Consider the following 24,188-nt stretch of genomic DNA (forward strand, 5'->3'; position numbering starts at 1 on the left):
GCCGCGGATGATAACAATTTTTTATGGAATTGAAGCACTTAATCATTGCTGCTATAGTCGCGAACGCCGCCAAAAGCGGCCTGGACAGCGGACTAACGGTCAAAAACCGGCCCTGACCAACGCAATTCACCAGGACGAGAGGCCGTCCTACGGGGCTTTCGCTACGTAACGGTGGAGTTTGCAGCTGTAACGAGCGCAGGTGACATGAGGCCTGAATCAAGCCGCAGAGCAGAGTTTTCACTCGCCTTGCGAGCCAATATTCACGGCCAGTTCACAAAGTGCAGTCGGCTTCGAACGACCCCGAGCGAACGCTTCGGAAACAACGCCTAAATTAGCCATGATGCGTGACCTCCCCCTTCGGAGCTCACGGTAAATGCCAACCCGCTGCGGATTCTGCGCGCGGCAGCACCCGAATTATCAGGGATACGTGTAGGGTGGAGATGCACAACCGCTGGACTGTGTAGCAATAGGCTTTATCAAGACGCTTCATCTCGTCCACAGCCGCTGGTTGATTCCTCCTCCTGACTGAGTGCTTAAGTAGCCACAGCAAGCAGGACGCGTACGTCGCGATAACGGCCCAATTGGCCGAATATCGCTGGACACGGGAATGGCCAACCACTCCCGACGCACCTGACACCGACCGTGAGAAGTCGTGTGTGCCGAACGCCGTTTCCGGCAGCCCGGAAACCGACGGTACTACATGAAAAGAATGCTGATTAACGCAACTCAACCCGAAGAGTTGCGTGTTGCACTGGTAGATGGCCAACGCCTCTACGACCTGGACATCGAATCCGGTGCACGCGAGCAGAAGAAGGCCAACATCTATAAAGGCCGGATTACTCGCATCGAACCAAGCCTTGAGGCTGCCTTTGTCGATTTCGGCTCTGAGCGCCACGGCTTCCTGCCCCTCAAAGAAATCTCCCGCGAATACTTCAAGAAAGCCCCCGAAGGCCGCGTCAACATCAAGGACGTCCTGAGCGAAGGCCAGGAAGTCATCGTTCAGGTCGAAAAAGAAGAACGTGGCAACAAGGGCGCCGCCCTGACCACCTTCATCAGCCTGGCCGGTCGTTACCTGGTCCTGATGCCGAACAACCCGCGTGCCGGCGGTATCTCCCGTCGCATCGAAGGTGAAGAGCGCAACGAACTGCGTGAAGCCCTGAACGGCCTGGTTGCCCCGGCTGACATGGGTCTGATCGTACGCACTGCCGGCCTTGGCCGCAGCAGCGAAGAAATGCAGTGGGACCTCGATTACCTGCTGCAACTCTGGACCGCCATCAAAGAAGCCTCGCTGGATCGCTCCGCGCCTTTCCTGATCTACCAGGAAAGCAACGTGATCATCCGCGCCATCCGCGATTACCTGCGCCAGGACATCGGCGAAGTGCTGATCGACAGCGTTGAAGCCCAGGACGAAGCCCTGACCTTCATTCGCCAGGTGATGCCGCAGTACGCCAGCAAGATCAAGCTCTACGAAGACAGCGTTCCGCTGTTCAACCGTTTCCAGATCGAAAGCCAGATCGAAACCGCCTTCCAGCGCGTCGTCGAACTGCCTTCCGGCGGCTCCATCGTTATCGATCCGACCGAAGCCCTGGTGTCCATCGACATCAACTCGGCGCGCGCCACCAAAGGCAGCGACATCGAAGAAACCGCCCTGCAGACCAACCTTGAAGCCGCCGAAGAAATCGCCCGTCAGTTGCGCTTGCGCGACATCGGCGGCCTGATCGTCATCGACTTCATCGACATGACCCCTGCCAAGAACCAGCGCGCCGTGGAAGAGAAAGTCCGCGAATGCCTGGAAGCCGACCGCGCTCGCGTGCAAGTCGGTCGCATCTCGCGCTTCGGCCTGCTGGAAATGTCCCGTCAGCGCCTGCGTCCATCCCTGGGCGAAAGCAGCGGCATCGTTTGCCCGCGTTGCAACGGCACCGGCATCATCCGTGACGTTGAATCGCTGTCCCTGGCGATCCTGCGCCTGATCGAAGAAGAAGCCCTGAAAGACCGCACCGCCGAAGTTCGCGCACAAGTGCCTATTCCGGTTGCAGCCTTCCTGCTCAACGAAAAACGCAACTCGATCACCAAGATCGAACTGCGCACCCGTGCCCGCATCGTCATTCTGCCGAACGATCACCTCGAAACGCCGCACTTCGAAGTTCAGCGTCTGCGCGATGACAGCCCGGAAGCCGCGGTTGGCCAGTCCAGCTACGAAATCGCAGCGGCCGCTGCCGAAGTCGAAGAAGTCCAGCCAGCCGCTGCGACCCGCACCCTGGTTCGCCAGGAAGCCGCGGTCAAGACTGCACCGGCCCGCGCCAACGCTCCGGTTCCGACCGAAGTCGTCGCCGCCCCGGTTGCCGCTCCGGCCGTTGCACCTGAGCCAAGCCTGTTCAAAGGCCTGGTGAAATCGCTGGTCAGCCTGTTCGCGACCAAAGAAGAGCCTGCTGCTCCGGTTGTGGTTGAAAAGCCAGCGACCACCGAGCGTCCAGCCCGCAACGAAGAGCGTCGCAACGGTCGTCAGCAGAGCCGCAACCGTAACGGTCGCCGCGATGAAGAACGCAAGCCCCGTGAGGAACGTGCTCCGCGTGAAGAACGCGCACCCCGTGAGCCACGCGAAGAGCGTCAACCACGCGAAGCCCGCGAAGAGACTCCAGCAGTAGCTCGCGAAGAACGTGCTCCACGTGAAGAGCGCGCACCACGTGCCCCGCGTGAAGAACGTGCACCGCGCGCACCTCGCGAAGACCGCAAGCCACGTGGCGAGCGTGAAGAACGCGTGCGTGAACTGCGCGAACCTCTGGATGCCACGGCTCCGGCCGCTGCGGCTAGCGCTGCTGCGACCGCTGAAGAGCGTCCGGCTCGCCAGCCACGTGAAGAACGTGCTCCGCGCCCACCGCGTGAAGAGCGTCAGCCACGTGCCGAGCAAGCCGCTGCAGCTGTTGCCGAAGAAGAACTGGTGACCAGCGAAGAGCAACTGCAGGAAGACGGTCAGGAAGGCGCCGAAGGCGATCGTCCACGCCGCCGCTCCCGTGGTCAGCGTCGTCGCAGCAACCGTCGCGAGCGTCAACGCGATGCCAACGGCAACGTGATCGAAGGTTCGGAAGAATCCGAATCCGCCGAAGGCAGCGAAGCGAGCGAAAGCAACGAAGCGCCAAGCACTTCCGATCTGGCCGCCGGCCTGGCTGTTACCGCAGCCGTTGCCAGCACCGTGATCAGCGCGCCTGCTGAAGCACAAGCCCACGAGCAAGCCGAACGCGCTACTGCCGCCACCCTGGAAATAGCGCCGGTTGAAGCGCCAGTGGTAGAAGCGACGACTCCGGTCGAAGCCACTGCTGCTCCGGAAATCGAAGTGGCGCCGGTTCGTGAAGCTGAGCCGGTTGTTGAAACGGCTCCAGCTTTCGAGCCAGTGGTTGCCACCGAGCCTGCGGTCGAAACCTCCAGCGAAACCGTGACCGAAGCTGTGCGCGAAGTTCGTGAAGAACAAACCGCGTTCAACTGGGTTGCCGAGCCGGTTGCTGTTGAAGCACCTGCACTGGTTGCTGAAACCGAAGTGGCTGAAGCCATGGCCTCCGAGCCAGTGGTTGCAGCTGCCGAGCCAGCTCCGGTGGTAGAAGCGCCGGTGGTTGCTGAAGTGGCTGCTCCGCAAGTCGAAACAGCCCCTGTCAGCGCCCTGACGCCGAGCGGCCGAGCGCCGAACGATCCGCGTGAAGTGCGTCGTCGCAAGCGTGAAGAAGAGCGCCTGCGCAAGGAAGCCGAACTGGCTGCCACTGCGGCTCCGGTTGAAGCAACGGTCGTTGCCGAGCCTGCACCGGTTGTGGCTGAAGTGGTTGAAGCGGCACCTGCCGAGTCGGTCATCGAAGAAGCGCCGCGTTCGGTACAGGAAGCGGTAGAGCAACACGAGCAAGCCCAGGAAAAAGAACACGAGCCTAAACCGCTCGTCTGATTCCATCGGCTACTAAAAAGCCCCGCCTGGTGATCCAGGCGAGGCTTTTTTTATGCCAGTGTCTCGGACATCACCGCGATCCAATGTGGGAGCGAGCCTGCTCGCGACGGTGAATCAGCTTGCATCATTGTTGAATGTTAAACCGCTATCGCGAGCAGGCTCGCTCCCACCGGGTTCGGCGGCGATGACAAAACAGTGATCACACCACCGATCCAATGTGGGAGCGAGCCTGCTCGCGATGGCGGTGAATCAGCTTGCATCATTGTTGAATGTTAAACCGCTATCGCGAGCAGGCTCGCTCCCACAGGGTTCGGCGGCGATGACAAAACAGTGATCACACCACCGATCCAATATGGGAGCGAGCCTGCTCGCGATGGCGGTGAATCAGGCGAAAACCAGCCTCTCAGGTGTATCCACATCCCACAACACCCCGGCATCCTCCACCGCCACTTCAACCACCCGGCCCTGCGCAAATAACGGCTTGGCCCCATGATCACCCGATAACCCCATCAACCCCGGCCCAAAACTGCGGCCAAAGCCAACCGGATGCCCGTACTCACCCGCCTTCACCGGCACACTGACGCAATCATCGGCAATCCCCGCCACCACCCGTTCAATACTCGACGGTAGAATAAACGGCATATCCCCCAGCACAATCAACCAGCCACTGAGTTCTGAACACGCCTGCACCCCGGCCGCAATGCTATCGCCCATCCCGGTCGATTCAATCACCACAATCTCGCAGCCATACGCCTGAGCCATGCGCATCACTTGCGGGCGATCTTCAGTGGTGACCAGCACGCGCTTGCCAAGGCTGGCCGGCAAATTCACCAGCACGTGTTCGATCACAGAACGAACCGCGCCATCGCGACCGGCACAATCTGCCAGCAGCTTGTCCTTGTCCTCTCCCGCCACCTGCCTGAACCGACTGCCCTGCCCCGCCGCCACCACGATGACGCCGATGGACTCACTCATACAACCTCCTGCAACGGCTTCTTCTGCTTCAGTTCGACGCCGTTCTTGATCGCCACAATCTCGGCCAGCAGCGACAAGGCGATTTCCGCCGGACTGTGGCTGCCGATGTGCAAACCGATCGGGCCGTGCAGCCGCTCGATGGCCTGTTGCGACAAGCCTAGCTGAGCCAGGTTTTCCCGACGCTTCAGGCTGTTGATCCGCGAGCCCAGCGCACCGACATAAAAAGCCCTGGAATCCAGCGCCGTCAGCAAGGCCATGTCATCGAGGCGCGGATCGTGGGTCAGGGCAACAATCGCCGTGCGTTCGTCGGTCTGGATGTTCAGCACCGCTTCATCCGGCATGCCCGACACAAAGCGGCCGTGCTGCTCCTCCCAGCCATAGACGAACTCACTGCGCGGATCGCAGATCAGCACTTCGAAATCCAGCAACCGCGCCATCTCGGCGACATAGCGGGACAGTTGCCCCGCACCGATCAGCAATAGTCGCCAGCGCGGACCGTAGATGGCGCGCAGCGTGTTGCCGTCGAAGCTCAATACATCGCTTTTGTTCGCCGCCTGCAAAACCACCTCACCGGTCGCAATATCCAGCAAGCGAGCGACGATTTCATGGGCCTCGCAGCGCGCCAGCAACTCGGCGACCCAATCTGGATCGCCAACCCTCTCCTCGGTCAGGCGCAACGTGCCGCCGCACGGCAAACCAAAGCGTGCGGCCTCCTCACGGGTGACGCCGTAGGTGATCAGCTGCACCGGTGGCCCGTCAGGCGGAATTCGCCCATCGTGCAACCGGGCAATCAAATCATCCTCGACACAGCCACCGGACACTGAACCGATCACCACGCCATCTTCACGCAATGCCAGCATCGCGCCCGGCGCCCGCGGCGCGGTGCCCCAGGTCTGGACGACGCTGTACAACACCACCCGCTGGCCGGCGCGGCGCCATTCCAGCACGCTGCGCAGGACGTTCAGATCCGCGCTGTCCATCAGGCCTGCGCCTTCTGCCAACCTTGCAGTTGATAACGAACCGGCAAGCTGCGGATGCGCTGGCCGGTGGCGGCGAAGATCGCGTTACACAGCGCGGGCGCAATCGGCGGTACGCCCGGCTCGCCAACACCGCCCAGCGGCACGACGCCTGGTGGCGTAACCAGATGCACCGCCACTTCCTTCGGCGCCAGCGACATGCGCGCCACTTCGTACATGTGGAAGTTGTCCTGCTGCACCTTGCCGTCCTTGAAGCTGATTTCCCCGACCACCGCATTGCCCAGGCCCATGACGCAGGCGCCTTCGAACTGAGCGCGAATCCGTTCGGGGTTAATCCGCGGACCGCAATCCACAGCGATGTCAGCCTTGTGCACGATCAGCGTGCCGTCGTCTTTGACTTCGACTTCGATCACCGCCGCTACATAAGTAACGAAGCTGTAATGCACCGCCAGGCCCAAGCCACGGCCCTTGGGCAACTCACGCCCCCAACCGGCAGCCTTCGCGGCCGTTTCCAGCACGGTACGCATCCGCCCGGTATCGATCGGGTAACGCTCTGGGGATTCACCGTAGTTCCACTCTTCGCTCAAGGTGCGCGGATCGATCTGACGGTCCGGGCCGAGCAATTTGATCTGGTACTTGAGTGGATCCTGCTTGGCCTTGTGCGCCAACTCATCGACAAAGCTCTGAATCGCAAACCCGTGGGGAATGTTCGACACCGAGCGATACCAGCCGACCCGGGTATGAATCGCCGCTTCCGGGTTTTCCAGGCGCACGTTGGGAATCGCATAGGCCATGTTGGTGAAGCCCATGCCCAACTCGAACGCCGCCTCGTGGTTCATGCCCGGGGCGAACAGCGCGGTGATGCTCGGTGCCACGGTGCGGTGCAACCAGCCGGACGGCAGGCCGTCATTGTTCAGGCTGGCCTTCAGGTATTCCGCCGACACGGTATGGAAATAGGAGCAATGGATGTCGTCTTCACGGGTCCATTGCACCCGCACCGCTTTGCCGGGGAATTCCTTGGCGAGGATTGCCGCTTCGATGATGAAGTCCGGCTTCGACTTGCGACCGAAACCGCCGCCCAGCAAGGTGACATTGAAGGTGACTTTATCGAATGGAATACCGAGGCGTTCGCCAATCCGTTCCCGGGTGACTTGCGGTGCCTGGCTCGGTGCCCAGGCTTCGCACACGCCGTCCTTGAACCGGGCGATGGCGACCATCGGCTCCATCGGCGCCTGCGTCAGGTGCGGCAGGTAATAAGAGGCTTCGAGGGTGCTGTCGGCGCTTTTCATGGCGTCGTCGATGTTGCCGGTATTGCGCACCACTTTGCCGGGCTTGAGGGAGGAGGCCTCCAGTTCTTTGCGGTAGGCGATCGAGTCGTAACTGGCATTGGGGCCGTCATCCCACTCGATTTTCAGCGCTTCGCGGCCCTTGATCGCGGCCCAGGTATTGCTGGCCACCACGGCCACGCCACCTAGAGGCTGGAACTCGGACGGCAGCGGACGACCTTCGATCTGGACGACTTTGATCACGCCCGGGACTTTCATTGCCGCGCTGGAATCGACGGATTTGACCTTGCCGCCGTAAACCGCCGGACGTGCAATCACGGCGTAGAGCATGCCGTCGAAATGCACATCGGCACCGTAAATGGCCCGGCCATTGACGATGTCGGCACCGTCGATCGCCTTGCTGCCTTCCTTGCCGATATAGCGAAATTCCGACGGCTGCTTGAGCCGCAGGCTGTCACGCGCCGGCACGGCCAGCGCACCCGCAGCGGCGGCCAGGGCGCCATAACCCAGTTCACGACCGGTCGGTTGGTGCACGACTTTATGCAGCTGCGCGTGACACTCGCTGACCGGCACTTTCCACTGTTCGGCCGCCGCTTGCTCAAGCATGGTCCGCGCCGCAGCACCGCAACGGCGCATCGGTTCATACCAGTGACGCATGCTGCGCGAACCGTCGGTATCCTGGTTGCCGAAGCGGATCTCATCACCCGGCGCCTGCTGCACTTTCATCATTGCCCAGTCGGCGTCCAGCTCATCGGCCACCACCATGGTCAGGCTGGTGCGCACACCCTGGCCCATTTCCGAACGGTTGCACACCACCGTCACCATGCCGTCAGCGGCAATGCTGATGTAAACCTTGGGATCATCGATCCAGCCATTGGGCATGCCATCGGCGCCGAACTTTTTCTCTTTCTCTTCGGCGAACGCATCTTGCCAGCCCCAACTGGCCACCAGCACCAACGCACTGGTCGCACCGACGCCTTTAAGGAAGCCACGGCGGCTGAGGTTGCTCAGCGCAAAATCATTCGGTAACTGGCTCATGCCTTGGCCTCCTTCAGGTGAGTGGATGCCTGGCGAATGGCGGTCTTGATGCGGTTATAGGTGCCGCAACGGCAGATATTGCCGACCATCGCCTCTTCGATCTGTTCGTCGCTGGGGTTCGGGTTGGTCTTGAGCAGCGCCGTCGCCGACATGATCTGCCCGCCCTGGCAGAAACCACACTGGGCCACGGCGGTGTCGAGCCAGGCTTGTTGCACCACTTGCCCGACCGGGTCGGCGTGCAGGTTCTCGATAGTGGTGACGTTCTGGCCCACCACCGCGCCGATCGGCGTGATGCAACTGCGCGCCGGAGCGCCTTCGATATGAATGGTGCACGCGCCACACAGGCCCATGCCGCAGCCGAATTTGGTGCCGTTGTAACCGGCCACGTCACGGATAGCCCAAAGCAGCGGCATGTCCTCGGTGACGTCGAGTTGATGGTCTTGACCGTTAAGCTTCAGGGTAATCATGGGCACGCCCGCATAGTTGTTTGTTATGGGGTCGAGCAATCTGCCGCCAGGAAGTGGCGGTTGGCATCACGCAGATCGGCTCAGGCTAAAGAGGCTCTCTTATGCAGACGATGGCGTCTGCATCGGGCCTTTGATGGAGCAAACGTTTGCATCGTTAGGGGGCTAAGTTAACCCAGCATTAACAAAAAAGCCCTGCACAGTTGAAGTGTGCAGGGCTTTGAGATCAGTTAATAAAGCGTAGCTTCAATACTGATTCGGCTCCATTTCCAGGTCGACTTTGAAACGTTGCGAAATGTCTTTCTGAATGTGCTGCGCCAGGTTCAGCAATTGCAGGCCGGTGGCGTTGCCGTAGTTGACCAGCACCAGCGCCTGCAACTTATGCACGCCGGCATCGCCGTCTCGAAAGCCTTTCCAGCCGGCCCGCTCGATCAACCAGCCTGCCGCCAGTTTCATTTGCCCATCGGGTTGCGCGTAGGCTACCAGGTCCGGGTATTCACTCTTGAGTTGTGCAACCAGCGCGGTCGATACCAACGGGTTCTTGAAGAAGCTGCCGGCATTGCCGAGAACGGCAGGGTCCGGAAGCTTTTCGTTGCGAATGCTGCAGATTGCCTCGCTGACATCGGTGGCGGTCGGATGATCGATGCCTTGCTCGGTCAGGCGCTGACGCACCGGACCGTATTCCAGGTGCAGGTGGGCGACGCGGTCCAGGGTGAAACGCACGCGCAGGATCAACCAGCGCCCCGGCTCCTGTTTGAACAGGCTGTCACGGTAGGCGAAATTGCATTCTTCCAGCGTGAAATCCCGCAGCTCGCCGGTCTGACGATCCAGCGCGGTCAGGCCGGCGAACACGTCCTTGATCTCCACGCCATAGGCGCCGATGTTCTGCATCGGTGCCGCGCCCACAGTACCGGGAATCAGGCTGAGGTTCTCCAGCCCCGACAAGCCCTGCGCCAGTGTGTGTTGCACGAACGGATGCCAAGGCTCGCCGGCCTCGGCTTCGATCACGACCTTGCTGCCGTCATCGCTGAGGATCCGGATGCCGCGGGTGGCCATGCGCAGCACCAGCGCCTGGACATCAGCCGTCAGCAGCAGGTTGCTGCCGCCACCGATCACCAGCAACGGCACGTCGTGTTCAGCCGCATACGCCAGGGCTTCACGCACATCGGCATCGCTGTGGGCCTCGGCGAACAACCGGGCCTGGACGTCGACACCAAACGTATTGAACGGCTTGAGCGAAACCCGGGGTTGAACCTGCAAACTCATAACCGTCCCTTCAATTCGATCACCAGCCGATCACTGGCGCGCTCGATCAGGTCCAGCACCTGCTCGAAACCCTGGTCGCCGTCATAGTACGGGTCCGGCACCTCATCGACGTCCGACTCATAGCGACGCAGGAACAGGTCCAACTCAGCCTTGCCCTTGGCCGGTTGCAGGGCCCTGAGGTTGCGCAGGTTGCTGTTGTCCATCGCCAGAATCAGGTCGTAGGTGGCGAAATCGGCGCGGGTCACCTGCTGGGCGCGCTGGGCGGACAGGTCGTAACCGCGCAGTTTGGCGGCGGCCTGGCTGCGTTTGTCCGGCGCCTTGCCGACATGCCAGTCGCCGGTGCCGGCGGAGGCGACTTCGATGTGATCGGCCAGCCCCGCCTCGCGCAGTTTATGCCGCAGCACACCTTCGGCCGTCGGAGAACGGCAGATGTTGCCCAGGCATACGAACAGAACGCGCATCAGGCCTCCAGCAGGCGACGAACGCGCTCAAGGTCTTCGGCGGTATCGACGCCGGTGGGCGGTGCGATCAGCGCATCGGCGACGTGAATTCGCACGCCGTGCCACAGGGCACGCAGCTGTTCCAGGGATTCGGTGTTCTCCAGCCAGCATGGCCCCCAACTGACGAAGTCATGCAGGAAACCGGCGCGGTAGGCATATATGCCGATGTGGCGGCGATACGGCACGCCTTCCGGCAGTTGCTCGCGGCTTTTGGCGAACGCGTCCCGGGCCCACGGCAAGGTGGCGCGACTGAAGGTCAGCGCCAGGCCATTAAGGTCGCTGACGACCTTGACCACGTTGGGATTAAACAGGGTTTCGACGTCTTCGATCGGCTCGGCCAGGGTGGCCATGCGCGCTTCGGTGTGAGCGGCCAGGTTGGCGGCGACCTGATCGATCACGCTCGGCGGGATCAACGGTTCGTCACCCTGGACGTTGACCACGATGGCGTCGGCGGCCAGGCCCAGTTTCGCGGCGACTTCAGCCAGGCGATCGGTACCGGAATTGTGATCTTCGCGAGTCAGCACCACTTCGGCACCAAACGCATTGCAGGCCTCAACGATGCGCGCGTCGTCAGTAGCGACCACCACACGTTCGGCGCTGCTTTTGCTCGCCTGTTCCCAGACGTGCTGGATCATCGGCTTGCCGGCGATCAGCAGCAGCGGTTTGCCCGGCAGACGGGTAGAGGCATAACGCGATGGAATGACAACGGTAAAGGCTGTGGTCATTTATCCAGACGCTCGTCGGTGGTCAGAGTGCGGGCTTCGGTTTCGAGCATCACCGGGATGCCGTCACGAATCGGGTAAGCCAGGCCGGCGCCCTTGCTGATCAGCTCGGTCTTGTCGGCGCTGAGCTTGAGCGGGCCTTTGGTGACCGGGCAAGCGAGGATATCGAGCAATTTGGTGTCCATGAGCATTCCCTGGATTAGAACGGAGTTAAGGCAAAAGACGAGCCGGCAACAGGCGCATCAGCTGCGTATCGAACCAGGCCACGAAGGCCGGCGACGGCGCAGCATCGACCGCCAGGTACCACCAATCGGCGGCGGCGAAGGCACGGCACTTCACCGCGTCCTTTTCGGTCATCACCAACGGCAATGACGGGGTGAAATTCAAGGCTTGCACACTGTATTCGGCGTGGTCGGCAAACGCATGCGGTACTGGCCGCCAGTGTAGCGTTTCGAGGGTCGTGAAGAAACGCTGCGGATTGCCGATCCCGGCCACGGCGTGCAGCGCCTGGCCTGCGGGAAAGTGGTCGAGGGGACGCCGTTCACCGCTTTGCAGGTTGACCAGTTCGGTGGGTTGCAACTGGAAGGCAAACCCGTCTGCGCGATCATCGGCTGCGCCGTTGTATAACACGGCGTCGACGCTTTGCAGGCGTTCGACCGGCTCACGCAAGGGGCCGGCAGGCAGGCAACGTTTGTTGCCCAAGCCTCGGGCTGCGTCGATCAACACCAGCTCAAGGTCGCGGGCCAGACGGTAATGCTGCATGCCGTCATCGGACAGGATCAGGTCCAACGGCTCACTCGCCAGCAACGCTTTGACGGCACTGCTGCGGTCCGGGTCGATCATCAACGGCACGCCGGTGCGCTGGACAATCAACAACGGTTCGTCGCCAGTGATGTCGGCGCTTTGATCGGCCTCGACGCGCCACGGCAATTGCGGCGGTCTGGCACCGTAACCCCGGCTGACCACGCCGACCCGCAAGCCGCTGCGCTGGCAATGCTGGATCATCCACAGAATCAGCGGTGTCTTGCCGGTGCCGCCGACGGTGATGTTACCGACGACGATCAGCGGCACGGGCGGCTGATAGATCTCGCCCTCACCTGCCAGAAATCGCTTGCGTTTGTTCATGACCACGCGCCGATACAGCCACTCCAGCGGCTGCAACAGCTTCAGGGCCGGATGACCTCGATACCACGCGGCAAGCAAGCGATCAGACATGGCCATCAGGGCGCGGGCGGCGCCGCTTCGACCGTGGTCATGCGCAAGTGGCTGAAACCGAGCTTGCCGGCGGCGTCCATGGCGGTGATGACGGACTGATGCTGGGTCTTGCCATCCGCGCTGATGGACAGCGGCAGGTTGGTGTCACCATTGGACTCTTTCTGCAACGCGTCCATCAGCGTTGTGAGGTCGTTCTTCGGCAACAATTGATTGTTCACCGAGAACACGCCTTCGGCGCTGATGGCGACGTCCAGGTGTTTGACCTGCTGGTCTTCGGCAGGCGAACCGCTGACCGCTTCCGGCAGATCGACGCGCAACTGGGTTTCACGGGTAAACGTGGTCGTCACCACGAAAAACAGCAGCAGGATGAATACCACGTCGATCAGCGACGCAAGGTTGATGTCCACATTCTCCCGTTGCTTGCGGCGGAATTTCACGCTCTTTTGCCCTCCGACAAGTCCACGTCACGATCACCCTGCACAACCTCGACCAGCTTGATCGCTTCCTGCTCCATACCCACCACCAGCTCATCGATCCGGCGTTGCAGGAAACGGTGGAAGAACACCGATGGAATACCGACCATAAGGCCCGCGGCTGTGGTGATCAACGCCTTGGAGATACCACCGGCCAGAACGGCGGCGTTGGTGGTCATGCCCGAGCCCATGAAGGCGCTGAAAATATCGATCATGCCCAACACGGTGCCCAGCAAGCCCAGCAATGGGGCCATGGCGGCGATGGTGCCCAGCGCGTTGATGTAGCGTTCGAGCTCGTGAATCACCCGCGCGGCGGCTTCTTCGATGCACTCTTTCATGATCTCGCGACCATGCCTGGAGTTGGCCAGCCCCGCCGCGAGGATCTCGCCCAACGGAGAGTTGGCGCGCAGTTCCTTGAGTTTTTCTTTATTGAGCTGTTTGTCCTTGATCCACACCCAGACCTGCCCGAGCAAATGCTCCGGGGTCACACGGCTGGCTCGCAGGGTCCAGAGACGCTCGGCGGTGATCGCCATGGCCGCGATGGAACTCAAAATGATCGGCAGCATCATCCAGCCGCCGGATTTGACCAATTCCCACACAGTGACAGTCCCCTCGAAAAAGTGCGCCACTCTAACATAGGGGCTGGATGCACCGAAGACCGTGATGTCGCATCCGGTCGGGCTTTCATAACTCGTGGTTATGGATCGGACGGTGGCGGATCGCGCCAGAAACGCCGTTCCAGACGCATTGTCCACGGCGGCTTGAAGCGTCCCAGTTGCAGACGAATGGCGCCGTGCGCGGCGCTGTCGTAGATTGCCATGCCGCGCTTTCGGTAGCGTGCCATGACCGTGGGATGCGGGTGACCAAAGGAATTGCCCTGGCCACGGGAAATCAATACCGCCTTGGGTTGTAACGTTGCGAGCAGTGCCATCGAAGAAGAACTGCGGCTGCCGTGGTGCGGCGACTGCAGCCAGTCGGTAGGCACGGCGAGCGGACTGTCGAGCAGCGCCCGTTCGGCAGCGACATCGATGTCTCCGGTCAACAGCAATCGCTCGCCATTGGCTTCGATCTGCAAGACACAGGATTTTTGATTGCTGTCCCGGGCGGATGTCCATTGCCAGAGCTGGAAGTTCACAGCGTCCCAGGTCCATTGCCGGCCGCTTTCACAGCCCTTGGCGCGCAATTCGGCTGGCAGCGCCTCGGGATCACCGCTCAGGACCTGCGCCACCGGCAATCCATGGGCAACCGCTCGTGCACCGCCGGCGTGATCGGCGTCCGCGTGGCTGATGAGCATCAGGTCGATCCCGACCACGCCCAGTTTGCGCAATGACGGCAGCACCACGCGCTCGCCGAGGTCGAAATCACCGAAACGCGGCCCGGTGTCATACAGCAATGTGTGATGACGGGTGCGCACAAGGATGGCCAGGCCCTGGCCGACGTCAAGTTGCCAGATTTCGGCGACGCCTTCAGGAAGCATCGGGCGAGGAGGAAAAACCAGCAACAGCAGCAGCGGCCAACCCAACGGGCGCAACGGCACACCTTTAGGCAGTAATAGAAGAAAGGCACCCAGTGTGCCGAGTGCCCAAATCCACAACGGGACCGCGACCGGCACCCACGCGGGCAATTGCCCGGCCATCAATGCCAGCCCCTTGAACAACAGGTCGACCAGACCGCCCGCCAGCCACAGCAATCCCTCGCCCACATAAGGGATGGGCAAAAACAACGTCCCGAGCAAGGCCGGCGGCAAGACCACCAGGCTGACCCAAGGCACCGCCAGCAGATTCACCACGGGCCCGCTGACGCTGATCGGCAACCCGAGAATCATCAGCAACGGGCACAGACCGATCGCGATCAGCCATTGCGCCCTGGTCCAGGTTTGCCACCAGCGCCAAGGGCCCAGCCGTCCACCGAAGGTCAATATCAACACTGCCACTGCCGCGAAGGACAACCAGAACCCCGCTTGCAGGCTCGCCAGCGGGTCGAGCAGTAAAACGCCGTTGAGCGCCAGCAACAGCGGCCACCAGGCCCCGAGGTGGCGAAACCGCAGCCGCCACAACAGCACCAGGCCGATCATCACGCAGGCCCGCCGCACCGGCACCTCAAAACCGGCCAGCAGCCCGTAACCCAGCGCCGCAGCAAAGGCCAGTCCGCAGGCCCAAGGCAGCCAGGGCAAACGGCTGGGCCACAGACCATAACGGGCCAACCCGGCGATCAGCAGATACACCAATCCCGCCAGCAGCCCGATGTGCTGCCCGGAAATCACCAGCAGGTGCACGGTGCCGGTCTCTTGCAGCACCTGCCAATCCTCGCGACTCAACCCGCCGCCGTCACCCAGGACCAGGGCCGTCAGCGCCCCCGTCCGGCCTTGGGCATCTACGGCCTGTAACCGTTGGCGAACGCCGTCGCGCCAGGCCCATTGGGCGGCGGCAAGCCGCAGGCCATCCTTGACCGTTCCTGTCGCGCCGATGCGTTGAGCCAGCAGCCAGGCGTCGTAATCGAAAGCATGCGGATTGAGCAGCCCGGCAGGACGCTTCAACTTGACCGCCAGCCGCCATCGTTCGCCGCTGTTGACGGGCGGTCCGTCATACCAGGCCAGGCGCAGAAGCCGCGGCAGCGTGGTGCTTCGAGACTGACTGTCCGTCAGTTCGAAGCGCACGACACCTTCGGCATTCTGCGGCAGCCCCGTCACTCGACCTTCGACCCAGCGAGTCTCGCCATCGAGCTTCAACGGAAGGCGATCGTCCAACGCCCACTGCGCACTCGCGCACGCCCAACTGAAGCCGAACAGAAAAAACGCCAGCGGGTGAGTCCGAAACGGCAATAACATCAAGCCGACAACCGGCAGAAACATCCATAACCAGACCGGCGGTAAAACCGGTAAAAAACGCAGGGCCAGCAAGCCCAACGCCAGCGCCATCATCCCTGTGCGCATACGCCCGTCCTTGAGAGTCCCACCCTAGGCATAGCTGCCCGAACGCACGCGCACGGTTATTAATTGTCACAAAGTCTGAATAGGTGGCTCATAGAATCCAGACATACTTGCCGCCTTAACCGACCGAGAAGCCTTATGCCCCGGCGCTTATTCAAACGTTACATGCCAGACCCGACCAGCATCAGGGAACACAAATCCTTACGCTTTCTCGGCACCCTGCTGCATGACCCGAACCTCTGGCACCTCAACCGCCACTCGGTCGCCCGGGGCATGGCGGTGGGTCTGTTTGCCGCCTTCCTGCCCATTCCGTTGCAGATGCTGGTCGCTGCCATCCTTGCGATCGTGGTGCGTGGCAACATGCCAATTGCCGTCAGCCTGGTCTGGCTGACCAACCCGATAACCATGCCTGCCGTGTTCTTCTGCACCTACCAGACGGGGGCGTGGTTGATGGATGTACCGGCCAGGCATTTGCCCGACGAGCTGACCTGGGAGTGGATCAGCGGCGAGCTGTCTACGTTGTGGCAGCCGTTCTTGTTGGGTTCGGTGGTGACGGGGCTGGTGCTGGGCGCCCTCGCCTATTGCCTGGTGATGATGTATTGGCGCTGGTGGGTGAGCCGGCAATGGAAGCGGCGTAAGCAACGCCGCATGCAGTAGATGCAAAACGGCCTCCACAATGGGAGGCCGTTTTTTGTTGTGTCTGGGCTGGCGCCTTCGCGGGCAAGCCCGCTCCCACATTGGATCTATGCCGTAACGAAGATCCCCTGTGGGAGCGAGCCTGCTCGCGATTGAGGGCGACTCGGTATCCCTTAAGTACGCATCCCGCGCCCACTGACCAGCAGCCGCGCACAGCCGATGTACAACACAACCGTCGCCACCAGCATGAAAGTAATCGCCACGCTGATCTTGATGTCCGAAACGCCAAGGATGCCGTAACGGAAGGCGTTGACCATGTGCAGCACCGGGTTCGCCAGGGACACGGTCTGCCAGAACGGCGGCAGCAAGCTGATCGAATAGAACACCCCGCCCAGGTACGTCAGCGGTGTCAGCACGAAGGTCGGGATGATCGAGATGTCATCGAAGTTGCGTGCAAACACGGCGTTGATGAAACCCAGCAACGAGAAGATCGTCGCCGTCAGCACCACCACCAGAATGGTCACGCCCAGGTGATGCACCTGCAAATCGGTGAAGAACAGCGACAGCAGCGTCACGATGAGGCCGACCATTAACCCGCGCAGCACACCGCCCAGGGTGTAGCCGATCAGAATCGTATGGGGCGATACCGGCGACACCATCAATTCCTCGATGGAGCGCTGGAACTTGCTGCCGAAGAAACTCGAGACCACGTTGCCGTAGGAGTTGGTGATCACCGACATCATGATCAGCCCCGGCACGATGTATTCCATGTAGGTGAAGCCACCCATGGCACCAATCTGCTTGCCGATCAGGTTACCGAAGATCACGAAGTACAGAACCATGGTGATGGCCGGCGGCAGCAAAGTCTGCGGCCAGATCCGGGTAAAGCGCTTCACCTCACGGTAAACGATGGTGTTGAGGGCAACGAGGTTGGGTTGCAGCTCGGAACTCATACCGCCACCTTCGACAGATTTTTCTCCACCAGGGACACGAACAACTCCTCGAGGCGATTGGTTTTGTTACGCAGGCTCAACACTTCAATGTTCTGCTGCGCCAACTGGGTGAACAGCGCGGTGATGCCCATGGCCTTGTCGACCTGAACTTCAAGGGTGTGGCCGTCCAGCAGTTTGGTCGGGTAACCGAGCAACTGCGGCGCAACGTTCAGCGTGTTCTTGAGGTCGAGCAGGAAGGTTTCCACATGCAGCTGGCCGAGCAGCTGTTTCATGCTGGTGTTCTCGACAATGGTGCCGTGGTCGATGATGCCGATGTTGCGGCACAACTGCTCAGCCTCTTCCAGGTAGTGGGTGGTGAGGATGATGGTGATGCCTTTCTGGTTCAGCTCGGTGAGGAAGGTCCACATCGAGCGACGCAGTTCGATGTCCACACCGGCCGTCGGTTCGTCGAGGATCAGCAGGCGCGGTTCGTGAACCAGTGCGCGGGCGATCATCAGCCGACGCTTCATGCCGCCGGACAGCGACCGTGACGGTACATCGCGCTTGTCCCACAGCCCGAGCTGGGTCAGATACTGCTCGGCGCGTTCCTTGGCGATCTTCGGCGGGATGCCGTAGTAACCGGCCTGGGTCACGACGATGTCGAAGGTTTTTTCGAACTGGTTGAAGTTGAATTCCTGAGGCACCACGCCGATTGAGCGCTTGAGCTGCGCAGGATTCTTGTCCAGGTCGTGACCGAAGATATTCACGGTGCCGCTGGTCTTGTTCACCAGGGTCGAGAGAATGCCGATGGTCGTGGATTTGCCGGCGCCGTTAGGGCCGAGCAAGGCGAAAAAGTCACCTTCGGCGACGTCCAGATCGATACCACTCAGGGCCTGGAAACCGTTGCCGTAGGTTTTGGTTAGCTGCCGGATGGACAGAGCGGAACTCATATCGGATTTACGCACCAAGAAGGAAAAAAAGGGATAACCATGGGCGGGCGGCGAGCAATGCAACCGCGGCGCGTGAGCGCAATGGTGCTTGTCGCCGCCACACAAGTACAGTCAAGTGTGTCGATAGTGAGTATTAAGTCAACGCGGTCATAACGGCTTTTTTATAGGCCGGGCGTTGTTTCAGCCGTGCGTACCAGGCTTCAAGATTGGGCTGCGGTGCGCGCTCGATCGGCATCTCGAACCAGGCATAAATGAAACTGCCGAGGGGGATGTCGCCCATGCCGATGTCGTCGCCGGACAGATACGGCTTGGCCGCCAATGCCTGGTCGGCCGTCGCCAGCAAGTCATCGCATTCCTTGATCGCGGCATTGATGGCAGGCCAGTCCTGCTTGTCTTCGGGTGTGCGCAACACGCCCCAGAACACGGTGCGGAACGGGCCGGCGAAACTTGAAGTGGTCCAGTCCATCCACTTGTCAGCAGCGGCGCGGGCCTTCGGATCCGCCGGATACCAGGCCGTGCCATCGGCGTGGCTGGCCACCAGGTAACGCACGATGGCGTTCGATTCCCAGAGCACGAAGCCGTCGTCTTCGATCACCGGCACGCGGCCGTTTGGATTCATCGCCCGGTATTGCGGCGTATCGACAACACCGAAGGCGCCGCCCGCATCGATGGCTTCATAGGCCAGGCCCAGTTCCTCGGCAGCCCACAACGGCTTTCTGACATTCGACGAATTTTTCCGACCCCAGATCTTCAGCATGACCGCCTCTTTATGGATGAATGCGCAGGCAGCATACGCCGGATCAGGCGCGGCTCAAATCACTCTGCATGTCACCCAGCAGCACGGGCAGTGTGTCGCTGAACAGATGCGGATAGCACTTTTCCAGGTGCTCGAAAAAGAACGTTTCAGGCACGTCGGTGAACTGGCCATGGTCGACCAGGTACTCCATCAACTGCTCGCCGTCGCGATTGAAGGGATGGAAAACACTGTCGTTGATGCCATCGAATTCCAGCGGCGCCACATTGAACAGTTCGCAGAGTTTCTGGTTGAAGGCCGGCGTCGCCTTGACCCAGCGACCGTTCAGAAACAGCTCCGTGTAGCCGTGCATGGCAAACACGTCGCTCTTGAGCAGTTCGAGCAAACGCGGGGTCGACAGGTGATTGCGCACATCCGCCAGACCGATGCGGGCCGGGATCCCGCAATGTCGCGCGGCACCGGCCAGCAGTGTGGCCTTGGGCACGCAATAACTCTCCCCGGCCGCCAGTGCATAACTGCCGCGCAACGTATCCGGGTCGCGACTGAACGTGTAGGGGTTGTAACGCACGGCCTCGCGCACCGCGTAATAGAGGTTGATCGCCTGCTCAAGCGGATCGCGACTGGCGCCCCGATGTTTTTCGGCGAACTCCACCACCGAGGGGTGGTCACTATCGATGAAGCGGCCGGGACTCAGATACTCGTGCATGAGAACAATCTCCTGGGGAAGCCACGAGTCTAACGACACCTTCAGCACAGAGATAACGACGTTTCGGCCAAACATGGGCGCATAGCCGCGTAGGAAAAGAACGATTTCCCGGGCGTGTTGCCAACCCAACCTACAAAATTCATCGATGATTTCCCACGAATTCAATCACCTCGCTCCGACCACCCTGTTTTGCGGATGCCGTCTAAGCTCTGAAGGTTGGTTTTGCCCTGGTTCACGGAGGATTAAATATGCTGCTGTTGTGGATACTGGTTCTGGTTGTCGGGATAGCTTATTTAGCCCACCGTCGTATCGCTCCCCTGCCCGCCCTGTGCATCGTCGCTGTGTATATCGTCGCGATGGGCGCCTTCAGTCGCGCACCAGGCTGGCTGCTGCTGATTTTCTGGGTATTGATCGCAGCCGTCGCGGCGCCGTTATTGCTGCCCGACCTGCGTCGTAAATTCTTCAGCGCGCCGCTGTTCAGCTGGTTCCAGAAAACCCTGCCGCCAATGTCGCAAACCGAACGCGATGCGATCGACGCCGGGACCGTGTGGTGGGACGGCGAACTGTTCAGCGGTCGTCCGGACTGGAACAAACTGCTGTCCTATCCAAAAGCGCAGCTGAGTGAAGAGGAACAGGCCTTTATCGACGGCCCGACCGAAGAACTCTGCGCCATGGTCACCGACTGGCAGATCGGGCAAGACATGGACTTGCCGCCAGAAGCCTGGACCCACATCAAGGAAAACGGCTTCTTCGCGCTGATCATCCCCAAGGAGTTTGGCGGCAAGGGTTTCTCGGCCTATGCCCACTCCCAGGTGGCGATGAAACTGGCGACCCGCAGTGGCGACCTCGCGTCCACCGTGATGGTCCCCAACTCGCTTGGCCCTGCCGAACTGCTGCTGCATTACGGCACCGACGAACAACGCAACCATTATCTGCCACGGCTGGCCCGCGGTGACGACATCCCATGCTTCGCATTGACCGGCCCATTGGCCGGCTCCGACGCCGGCGCCATGCCCGACACAGGGATCATCTGCAAAGGCGAATGGGAAGGCCAGGAAACCCTCGGCCTGCGCCTGAACTGGGAAAAGCGTTACATCACGCTGGGCCCGGTGGCCACCCTCCTCGGCCTTGCCTTCAAGGCCTATGACCCGGACCATTTGCTGGGTGACAAGGAAGACCTGGGCATCAGCCTGGCACTGATCCCGACCGACACCGCTGGTGTTGAAATCGGCCGCCGCCACCTGCCGCTGGGTGCCGCCTTCATGAATGGCCCGAACTCCGGCAAGGACGTATTTGTGCCGCTGGACTTCCTCATCGGCGGTCAGGAGATGCTCGGCAAAGGCTGGATGATGCTGATGAACTGCCTGTCGGTCGGGCGTTCGATCTCCCTGCCCGCAGTCGGCACCGGCGCGGCCAAATTCACCAGCCTGGTGACCGGTCAGTACGCGCAGATTCGTGAGCAATTCAACGTGCCACTGTCAGCATTCGAAGGTATTCAGGAAGCCATGGCGCGCATCGGCGGCAATGCCTGGATGATGGACGCCGCCCGAATGCTGACCGCCAATGCGGTGGACCTTGGCGAGAAGCCGTCGGTGCTCTCGGCGATTCTCAAGTACCACCTCACCGAACGCGGCCGCGAGTGCATCAGCCACGCCATGGATGTGCACGGCGGCAAGGCGATCATCATGGGGCCGAACAATTACCTCGGTCGCAGCTGGAATGGCGCCCCCATCTTCATCACCGTGGAAGGCGCGAACATTCTCTCGCGCAACCTGATGATCTTCGGCCAGGGCGCGATTCGCTGCCATCCATTCGTCCTGAAAGAAATGGCCCTCGCCGGCCGTGAAGACAAGGATCAGGCACTCACCGAATTCGATGGCCTGCTGCTCAAGCACATCGGTTTCGCCGTGAGCAACGCCGCCAGCACGCTGGTGCTGAACCTCGGCTTCGGGCACTTCGAACACGCGCCCGGGAACAAGCTGAGTCAGGGATATTTCCGCGCCCTTAATCGTCAGGCAGCCGCGTTTGCCATGCTTGCCGACCTGAGCATGATGCTGCTGGGCGGTGAACTGAAACGTCGTGAACGCCTGTCGGCGCGCCTGGGGGATGTGCTCAGCAACATGTACCTCGCCTCCGCCGCGCTCAAGCGTTACCACGACCTCGACTCGCCGGAACACATCGCGCCACTGTTTACCTGGGCCATGGAAGAAAGCCTTGGCCAGTCTGAACGTGCACTGGATGAATTGCTGAGCAACTTCCCGAACAAGGTGCTGGGTTGCCTGTTGCGGGTGATCGTGTTCCCGTTCGGCCGTCGCCACAAAGGGCCATCGGACAGACTCGGCGCTGAAGTCGCCGCGGTGATTGGCCGGGCCAAGGGCGATCCAACCCTCGAAGAATTGCTCGGCGGTTGCTACCGTCCACAATCGGCAGACGATGCGGTCGGGGCCCTGCAACACGCCTGCAACCGGCTGAATGCAGCGCAGCCGTTGCAGAAAAAACTGCACGTGGCGCTCAAAAGCGGTCAGGTCAAACCGGCCGCCGGGGAACACGTCATCGATGCGGCGCTGGAGGCCGGGGTGTTGCAACCGGTGGAAGCGCAGACCCTGCGTGACGCCGAAGCGGCGCGGCGCAAGGTGATCGATGTCGATGATTTCGACAAGGATGAACTGGCGCTGGCCGACGGAAAGGTCCGCTGATCCTGTAAAAAGGGGCGTGGGGGCTTTATACTCCCGCGCCCGTTTTGCTCTTGAGGACTTATCTCGTGTCCAACGTCGTTGCCGATCATCTTGTCTTGCTCGACCACCTGCGCAGCATCCTGGTCGCCGTAGGTGAGGCCGAACAGGTTCCCGAAGAAAGCCATGCCTTGTTCCTGGAGCGCTTTGACGAACTGCGTGCCTTGCTGCCGGTCGACCCGATCGAAAGCCAATACCTTGGCCAGGACATTCTGTGCCAGGTGATCACCCGTTATCCGCAAATCGCCCACCTGGTCCCGCGCGACTTGCTGTGGTACTTCGCCGGTGACTGCCTGCATTACATGCCCGATGATGAAATCGACTTGTACCAGGCACTGGAAGAGCGTCGTTTCGAAGCCGAACAGAACGACGAACCGTTCGACTGGAATCAGGAAAAACAGCTGCTGGCGATGTCGCAAGACGAGCCGAAGCACTGATTCTCGGCTGGAAATGCAAAAGGCCCGCATGGTTATTCATGCGGGCCTTTTTTATGTCATTTCCGAGTGGTGTGGTGTTCGGGCGGCCGCCATCGTCGGAACGCCGCCCGGAGCAGGCTCGCTCCCACAGTAATCTCGATTGCTTACAAAATTTTTGTCTACCACCAATCCCCTGTGGGAGCGAGCTTGCTCCGGGCGGCGTTCCGACGATGGGGCCCTTCAGAGCAACCCATCACTCTCGGGCAACTCATACTCGGTCGCACCCCGGCCCAATGCACTTGGCTTCCCCGGCTTGCCCAACGTCGGTTCCTTCTCCAGACACTCCACCAGATAATCAATAAACACCCGCAACTTCGGCGGCAAATAGCGCGTCGGCGAATGCAGCAACCAAGCGCCGCCATGATAGGACGCGAGAAAGGTCCAGTCCGGCAGCACCTGCACAATCAACCCCTGCTCCAGCGCATAACGCGCCGTGAAGTACGGCAGGCTGCCAATCCCGATGTGCTGCAACACCGCCCCCAGTCGCACGCCCGTGTGATTCGCCGCATACCGCCCGCGTACACCGACTGTCACAGACTTGGTGCCTTTCTTGAATTTCCAGCGCGCATCACTCGGGGTTTCACCCAGGTAGATGCAGCTGTGGTTGAGCAAGTCATGGGGATGCGTCGGTGTGCTATGTTCGGCCAGGTACTGCGGCGTCGCGCAGAGCAAATGGTCGATGGTCAGCAGCTGCCGCCCGACCAATCCAGCGGGTGGACGATCTGTAATGCGAATCGCCAGATCAACGTTGTCGTCGATCAGATCCACCTGCCGATCCTCAAGCAGCAACTCCACATCCACTTTGGGATAACGGCGCAGAAATTCCGGCATATGCGGGTGAATCACAAATCGCCCGACAGCCTTGGGCACGCTGACCCGCACCAGCCCTTCCGCTTCATGGGTGAATTGCCCACTGATTTCCATCACTGACTTGGCCGCACTGACCATTTCCTGGCAGCGCTTGAACACCTCTTCGCCACCATCGCTCAAGCGCAGTTTGCGCGTGGTTCGCTGTAGCAAACGCGTGGCCAGCGCCTTCTCCAGACGCGAAATACTGCGGCTCACCGCCGAGGGTGAAGAGCCCAATTGGCGAGCGGCTTCGGAGAAGCTGCCGGTCTCGACAACCTTGACGAAGATCGCCATTTCACCCAGCAGTGGCAATGGAAGATTTATGCTCACAGCGCAACAGTCCTTTGATGTTTGAACGGATTATCACGCAATTCCACGCTTCA

At 60.9% G+C, this 24,188-nt stretch carries 21 protein-coding genes; 4 read left to right on the top strand and 17 right to left on the bottom strand.

The window, feature by feature from the left end:
* The first annotated feature begins 700 nt into the window (after nucleotides 1-700).
* Nucleotides 701-3,925 (top strand): ribonuclease E, encoded by a 3,225-nt coding sequence (rne, locus tag ACRC4F_RS02275; RefSeq protein WP_438657897.1) that lies wholly within the window; start codon nucleotides 701-703, stop codon nucleotides 3,923-3,925.
* Between the two features lie 384 nt (nucleotides 3,926-4,309).
* Here the strand turns inward: rne and ACRC4F_RS02280 are convergent, their stop codons facing one another.
* The 12 genes from ACRC4F_RS02280 to ACRC4F_RS02335 all read right to left on the bottom strand — a co-directional run bounded on the left by ACRC4F_RS02280 (nucleotide 4,310) and on the right by ACRC4F_RS02335 (nucleotide 15,773).
* Nucleotides 4,310-4,900, bottom strand: coding sequence for a nucleotidyltransferase family protein (locus ACRC4F_RS02280; protein WP_438657898.1), 591 nt, complete (start codon nucleotides 4,898-4,900; stop codon nucleotides 4,310-4,312).
* Complete coding sequence (locus ACRC4F_RS02285; RefSeq protein WP_438657899.1) at nucleotides 4,897-5,880, bottom strand: XdhC family protein; 984 nt, start codon at nucleotides 5,878-5,880, stop codon at nucleotides 4,897-4,899. Before ACRC4F_RS02285 ends, ACRC4F_RS02280 begins: the two co-directional genes overlap by 4 nt.
* A complete protein-coding gene (locus ACRC4F_RS02290; RefSeq protein WP_438657900.1) occupies nucleotides 5,880-8,201 on the bottom strand; it encodes a molybdopterin cofactor-binding domain-containing protein in 2,322 nt (773 codons plus the stop codon). Before ACRC4F_RS02290 ends, ACRC4F_RS02285 begins: the two co-directional genes overlap by 1 nt.
* The gene (locus tag ACRC4F_RS02295; RefSeq protein ID WP_438657901.1) at nucleotides 8,198-8,668 is read right to left on the bottom strand and encodes a (2Fe-2S)-binding protein; all 471 of its coding nucleotides are present in this window, start codon (nucleotides 8,666-8,668) and stop codon (nucleotides 8,198-8,200) included. The genes ACRC4F_RS02290 and ACRC4F_RS02295 overlap by 4 nt, the downstream gene beginning before the upstream one ends.
* 243 nt (nucleotides 8,669-8,911) lie before the next feature.
* Entirely contained in the window at nucleotides 8,912-9,931 is a 1,020-nt protein-coding gene (gene murB, locus ACRC4F_RS02300) for a UDP-N-acetylmuramate dehydrogenase (RefSeq protein ID WP_438657902.1), read from the bottom strand.
* On the bottom strand, nucleotides 9,928-10,392 hold the full coding sequence (locus tag ACRC4F_RS02305; protein ID WP_438657903.1) for a low molecular weight protein-tyrosine-phosphatase: 465 nt from the start codon (nucleotides 10,390-10,392) through the stop codon (nucleotides 9,928-9,930). Before ACRC4F_RS02305 ends, murB begins: the two co-directional genes overlap by 4 nt.
* Nucleotides 10,392-11,156, bottom strand: coding sequence for a 3-deoxy-manno-octulosonate cytidylyltransferase (kdsB, locus tag ACRC4F_RS02310; RefSeq protein ID WP_438657904.1), 765 nt, complete (start codon nucleotides 11,154-11,156; stop codon nucleotides 10,392-10,394). The genes ACRC4F_RS02305 and kdsB overlap by 1 nt, the downstream gene beginning before the upstream one ends.
* Nucleotides 11,153-11,338 carry a Trm112 family protein gene (locus tag ACRC4F_RS02315; RefSeq protein WP_010461887.1) on the bottom strand — a complete coding sequence of 62 codons (186 nt, stop codon included), beginning with the start codon at nucleotides 11,336-11,338 and terminating at the stop codon, nucleotides 11,153-11,155. The genes kdsB and ACRC4F_RS02315 overlap by 4 nt, the downstream gene beginning before the upstream one ends.
* A gap of 25 nt (nucleotides 11,339-11,363) precedes the next feature.
* Nucleotides 11,364-12,374, bottom strand: coding sequence for a tetraacyldisaccharide 4'-kinase (gene lpxK / locus ACRC4F_RS02320; RefSeq protein WP_438657905.1), 1,011 nt, complete (start codon nucleotides 12,372-12,374; stop codon nucleotides 11,364-11,366).
* Nucleotides 12,374-12,805, bottom strand: a complete 432-nt coding sequence (locus ACRC4F_RS02325) for an ExbD/TolR family protein (RefSeq protein ID WP_438657906.1) — start codon at nucleotides 12,803-12,805, stop codon at nucleotides 12,374-12,376. Before ACRC4F_RS02325 ends, lpxK begins: the two co-directional genes overlap by 1 nt.
* Nucleotides 12,802-13,440, bottom strand: coding sequence for a MotA/TolQ/ExbB proton channel family protein (locus ACRC4F_RS02330; protein ID WP_438657907.1), 639 nt, complete (start codon nucleotides 13,438-13,440; stop codon nucleotides 12,802-12,804). The genes ACRC4F_RS02325 and ACRC4F_RS02330 overlap by 4 nt, the downstream gene beginning before the upstream one ends.
* Nucleotides 13,441-13,538: 98 nt before the next feature.
* Complete coding sequence (locus ACRC4F_RS02335; protein WP_438657908.1) at nucleotides 13,539-15,773, bottom strand: DNA internalization-related competence protein ComEC/Rec2; 2,235 nt, start codon at nucleotides 15,771-15,773, stop codon at nucleotides 13,539-13,541.
* Nucleotides 15,774-15,908: 135 nt separating this feature from the next.
* Here ACRC4F_RS02335 and ACRC4F_RS02340 point away from each other — a divergent pair, with 135 nt between their 5' ends.
* Nucleotides 15,909-16,427: a DUF2062 domain-containing protein gene (locus ACRC4F_RS02340; RefSeq protein ID WP_438657909.1), complete on the top strand. Its 519-nt coding sequence runs from the start codon at nucleotides 15,909-15,911 to the stop codon at nucleotides 16,425-16,427.
* Nucleotides 16,428-16,579: 152 nt separating this feature from the next.
* Here ACRC4F_RS02340 and ACRC4F_RS02345 read toward each other — a convergent pair whose 3' ends face one another.
* The 4 genes from ACRC4F_RS02345 to ACRC4F_RS02360 form a co-directional block, all read right to left on the bottom strand.
* Nucleotides 16,580-17,359 carry an ABC transporter permease gene (locus tag ACRC4F_RS02345; RefSeq protein ID WP_438657910.1) on the bottom strand — a complete coding sequence of 260 codons (780 nt, stop codon included), beginning with the start codon at nucleotides 17,357-17,359 and terminating at the stop codon, nucleotides 16,580-16,582.
* Entirely contained in the window at nucleotides 17,356-18,288 is a 933-nt protein-coding gene (locus tag ACRC4F_RS02350) for an ABC transporter ATP-binding protein (RefSeq protein ID WP_438657911.1), read from the bottom strand. The genes ACRC4F_RS02345 and ACRC4F_RS02350 overlap by 4 nt, the downstream gene beginning before the upstream one ends.
* Before the next feature lie 133 nt (nucleotides 18,289-18,421).
* The gene (locus tag ACRC4F_RS02355) at nucleotides 18,422-19,045 is read right to left on the bottom strand and encodes a glutathione S-transferase family protein (protein ID WP_438657912.1); all 624 of its coding nucleotides are present in this window, start codon (nucleotides 19,043-19,045) and stop codon (nucleotides 18,422-18,424) included.
* A 43-nt stretch (nucleotides 19,046-19,088) separates the two neighbouring features.
* The gene (locus tag ACRC4F_RS02360) at nucleotides 19,089-19,748 is read right to left on the bottom strand and encodes a transglutaminase-like domain-containing protein (RefSeq protein WP_438657913.1); all 660 of its coding nucleotides are present in this window, start codon (nucleotides 19,746-19,748) and stop codon (nucleotides 19,089-19,091) included.
* A gap of 248 nt (nucleotides 19,749-19,996) precedes the next feature.
* On the opposite strand from ACRC4F_RS02360, the gene ACRC4F_RS02365 reads away from it, so the two are divergent.
* On the top strand, nucleotides 19,997-22,444 hold the full coding sequence (locus ACRC4F_RS02365; RefSeq protein WP_438657914.1) for an acyl-CoA dehydrogenase: 2,448 nt from the start codon (nucleotides 19,997-19,999) through the stop codon (nucleotides 22,442-22,444).
* 65 nt (nucleotides 22,445-22,509) lie between these two features.
* Nucleotides 22,510-22,917, top strand: coding sequence for a PA2817 family protein (locus ACRC4F_RS02370; protein WP_438657915.1), 408 nt, complete (start codon nucleotides 22,510-22,512; stop codon nucleotides 22,915-22,917).
* 219 nt (nucleotides 22,918-23,136) lie between these two features.
* Here the strand turns inward: ACRC4F_RS02370 and ACRC4F_RS02375 are convergent, their stop codons facing one another.
* Complete coding sequence (locus ACRC4F_RS02375) at nucleotides 23,137-24,135, bottom strand: LysR family transcriptional regulator (RefSeq protein WP_438657916.1); 999 nt, start codon at nucleotides 24,133-24,135, stop codon at nucleotides 23,137-23,139.
* Nucleotides 24,136-24,188 lie beyond the last annotated feature (53 nt).

Source organism: Pseudomonas sp. (assembly GCF_051660785.1).
Lineage (GTDB): Bacteria > Pseudomonadota > Gammaproteobacteria > Pseudomonadales > Pseudomonadaceae > Aquipseudomonas.